Raw genomic sequence first — 3,532 nt, forward strand, 5'->3', positions numbered from 1 at the left:
CCCCGCCGCAGCGGGGGCCACGCGGCAGGCCGGGCTCGCGCCGGTCAGGCCGCGTCGCGCACGAACGGGCCGATCCGGGCGGCCAGACCGGTACCGGTCAGCCCGAAGTGCTCCAGCAGCTCCCGGGGCAGCCCGGACTCTCCGAACCTGTCCTGGACGCCCAGCCGGAGCAGCCGGGTGGGCGCCCGGTCGGCCAGCAGCTCGGCGACCGCGCTGCCGAAGCCGCCGGCGATCTGGGCCTCCTCGGCGGTGACCACCAGGCCGGTCTTGGCGGCACTGGCCAGGATGGTGTCGGCGTCCAGCGGCTTCACCGTCGGCACGTGCAGCACCTCGGCGGAGATCCCGGCGGACGCCAGCTCCTCGGCGGCGACCAGCAGCTCGTAGGTCATCGTGCCGGTGCCGGCCAGCGTCACGTCCCCACCCTCGCGGAGCAGGTAGGCACGGCCCAGCTCGAACGGCGATTCGGCCGTGGTGAACACCGGCGTGCCCTCGCGGGCCAGCCGCAGGTAGCTCGGCGAGCCGTTGCCGGCGATCGCGACGGTGGCCTTCTCGGCCTCGATGCTGTCGCCGGGGCAGACCACCACCATGCCGGGCAGCACCCGCATCAGCGCGATGTCCTCGAGCATCTGGTGGGTCGCGCCGTCCTGGCCGGTGATCAGTCCGGCGTGCGAGCCGACCACCTTGACCGGCAGCTGGTTGAGGCAGGCGGTGGTCTTGATCTGCTCCCAGTTGCGGCCCGGCGAGAAGGCGGCGTACGAGCTGGTGAACGGGATCTTGCCGGCCCGCGCCATGCCGGCGGCGACGGTCGCCAGGTTCTGCTCGGCGATCCCGACCTCGACGAAGCGCTCCGGGAAGGCGTCCAGGAAGAGGCTCATCTGGGTGGAGTCGGTGAGGTCGGCGCACAACGCCATCACCGACGCGTCGCGGCGGCCGGCCTCGAGCAGGCCGCGTCCGAAGCCGAGGCGGAGCGGTTCGCGGCGGACCTCGTCGCTGAGCGCGTCCGGGGCGAGCGGGAAGTCGGTCATCACTGGTTCTCCTTCTCGGCGGCGAGGTGGTCGAATCCGGCCGGCTCCAACCCGCGGGCGGCACGCCAGGCGTCCCGTTGCTCCAGCGAGGGCGGCTTGCCGTGCCACTTGAAGTCGTACTCCATGAAGTCGACGCCCTTGCCGGGGATGGTCTGGGCGATGATCATCGTGGGCCGGTCGACGACCGCCTGGGCGGTCTGCACCGCGTCGAGCAGGGCCGAAACGCTGTGGCCGTTCACCTCCAGCACGTGCCAGCCGAAGGTCTCCCACTTGCCGCGCAGGTCGCCCAGCGGCATCACGTCCTCGGTGGCGCCGTCGATCTGGATGTAGTTGCGGTCGATGATCGAGATCAGCTGGCCCAGCCGGTACTTGGCGGCGAACATGGCCGCCTCCCAGACGTTGCCCTCGTTCACCTCGCCGTCGCCCATGATGGCGTAGACGAAACGGTGCGGGTTCTTGTCCAGGTACTTCAGCACGTAGGCGTAGCCGGCCGCCTGGGACAGTCCCTCGCCGAGCGGGCCGGAGGTGCTTTCCAGGCCGGGCAGCGAGATCCGCTCCGGGTGGCCCTGCAGCCTGCTGCCGAACCGGCGCAGCGTGTCGAGTTCCTCCACCGGCAGGTAGCCGGCGTGGGCGAGGGCGGCGTAGAGGATCGGGGCGGTGTGTCCGTTGCTCAGCATCAGGACGTCGCGGCCCTCCCACTCGGGGTCGTCCGGATCGTGCTTCATGCAGCCGAAGTAGAGCGAGGCGAGGATCTCGGCCATGCCGAGCGGGCCGGCGCTGTGGCCGCTCTTGGCCACCGCGAGCATGTGCAGCACGGACGCCCGCAGCGTCTGTGCCATCTCTTCGATCTCCGGGATCGGTAGTGGATCACGTCTGGTCATGGGCGACTCCCTGGATGGTTGCGGTGCGCTGATCGGGGCAGGACTACATGATCGAATCGATCACTTAGCTGTGTCAAGATGCAACTGGTGAGCATCTACATGCGCGAGACGCACGTATTGACAACCTAGAGTGATTCAAACGATCATTTAGTGACGCAACCGCGCACTGAGCCTCAGAGCTGTGGACGGTGCCGATCAGGAAGGTGGACCGTGTCGACGACAATGAAGCAGGCCGTCCTCCACGCCCCGAACGATCTTCGGGTGGAGACGACCGACCTCCCGGTTCTGGAGCCCGGCGACGTGCTGGTGAAGGTGACCGCCGCGCTGCTGTGCGGCACCGACGTCCGGATCTATACCGGTCGGAAGACCAAGAACGTGACGCTGCCGTCGGTGCTCGGCCACGAGACGGCCGGAACGGTGGTGGACGGCAACGGACCGCTTCCCGACGGCATCGCGCTCGGGCAGCAGATCGCGCTGTATCCACTGGTGCCCTGCGGTGCGTGCGTGGCCTGTCGCAAGAACCATCCCAACATCTGCCGCAACCGGGAGGCGTTCGGCTACCAGCTCACCGGCGGTCTGTCGCAGTACATCCGGGTGCCGGCCCGGGCTCGGGCGAACCTGATCCCGCTGGGGGACGTCCCGCCGCAGCACGCGGCGATCGTTGAACCCCTCGCCTGCGCCCTGAACGGCCAGAATCTGGCCAAGGTCAAGGGTGCGGACGCCGTGCTGGTCTCCGGTTGCGGGCCGCTGGGGCTGATGCACATCCGGCTGGCCAAGGCACAGGGCGTGCCGACGGTGATCGCGGTCGAGCCCAACCTGGCCCGTCACCGGATCGCCCTCGACTCGGGCGCCGACCACGTCTTCGCGCCGGCACCGGAGACGGCCCGGCAGATCCTCGAACTCACCGACGGTGGCATCGACGTGGTGATCATGGCCGTCGGCCGCAACGACGCGTTGACGCCGTATTTGGGAATTCTGGCTCCGGGTGCCCGGATCTCGGCGTTTGCCGGGTTCAATGCCGGGGACGTGTTGAGCATCGTCGCCAACGACATTCACTACAACGAGTACGAGGTGGTCGGGGCGTCCTCGTGCCGGCTGGAGAACTTCCAGACCGTGGCACCGCTGGTCAGCTCCGGCGCCCTGAAAGTGGCCGACCTGATCGGCACCCAGCTGCCGCTGGAGCGGGTGTACGACGCCTTCGACCTGGTCGCCTCCGGCAAGGACCTCCGGGTCGGCATCGACCCCTGGGCCTGACCCGGCCCACCGACCCTTCCCCCAATCCCGCTCACTGACAAGGAGAAATGATGAGCATCTTCGAACTGAACCCGGTCGGCACCACCTCGGCCCTGGGCCGCGAGATCCGGCTGCGCCGAATCCTCGGCGAGGACGGCCGGATGATGACGGTCGCCCTCGACCAGGCCGTCCCGCGTGGTGTCGCGCCCCGGCTGGCCGACCTGAAGAACACCTTCGATCGCATCCTGGAAGGCGAGCCGGACGCTTTCACGGTGTTCAAGGGCGTCGCCGGGCATCTGCTGTCCGGGCGGGCCAAGCAGATCCCGTTGATCATCAAGGGCTCCACCTTCTGTGTCGACTTCCATCTCACCTACGACGCCACCGTCGGCCAGG

At 68.9% G+C, this 3,532-nt stretch carries 3 protein-coding genes and 1 pseudogene; 2 read left to right on the forward strand and 2 right to left on the reverse strand.

What is annotated here, in order from left to right; all coding sequences use genetic code 11:
- Nucleotides 1-44 precede the first annotated feature (44 nt).
- Together QM582_RS05870 and QM582_RS05875 are read right to left on the reverse strand one after the other, a co-directional pair.
- The gene (locus QM582_RS05870; RefSeq protein ID WP_415082601.1) at nucleotides 45-1,025 is read right to left on the reverse strand and encodes a transketolase family protein; all 981 of its coding nucleotides are present in this window, start codon (nucleotides 1,023-1,025) and stop codon (nucleotides 45-47) included.
- Nucleotides 1,025-1,906 (reverse strand): transketolase, encoded by an 882-nt coding sequence (locus QM582_RS05875; protein WP_415082602.1) that lies wholly within the window; start codon nucleotides 1,904-1,906, stop codon nucleotides 1,025-1,027. Before QM582_RS05875 ends, QM582_RS05870 begins: the two co-directional genes overlap by 1 nt.
- 261 nt (nucleotides 1,907-2,167) lie before the next feature.
- Between QM582_RS05875 and QM582_RS05880 the strand changes: the two genes are divergently transcribed.
- Entirely contained in the window at nucleotides 2,168-3,160 is a 993-nt protein-coding gene (locus QM582_RS05880; RefSeq protein WP_415082604.1) for an alcohol dehydrogenase catalytic domain-containing protein, read from the forward strand.
- 50 nt (nucleotides 3,161-3,210) lie between these two features.
- Nucleotides 3,211-3,532, forward strand: a pseudogene (locus QM582_RS05885) (hypothetical protein); the annotation flags it as partial.

It is taken from the genome of Micropruina sp. (assembly GCF_047607385.1).
GTDB lineage: Bacteria > Actinomycetota > Actinomycetes > Propionibacteriales > Propionibacteriaceae > Micropruina.

Bases quoted from the DNA above. Each gene is read 5' to 3' on its own strand.
- QM582_RS05870 (WP_415082601.1), bottom strand. From the start codon at position 1,025: ATGACCGACTTCCCGCTCGCCCCGGACGCGCTCAGCGACGAGGTCCGC.
- QM582_RS05875 (WP_415082602.1), bottom strand. From the start codon at position 1,906: ATGACCAGACGTGATCCACTACCGATCCCGGAGATCGAAGAGATGGCA.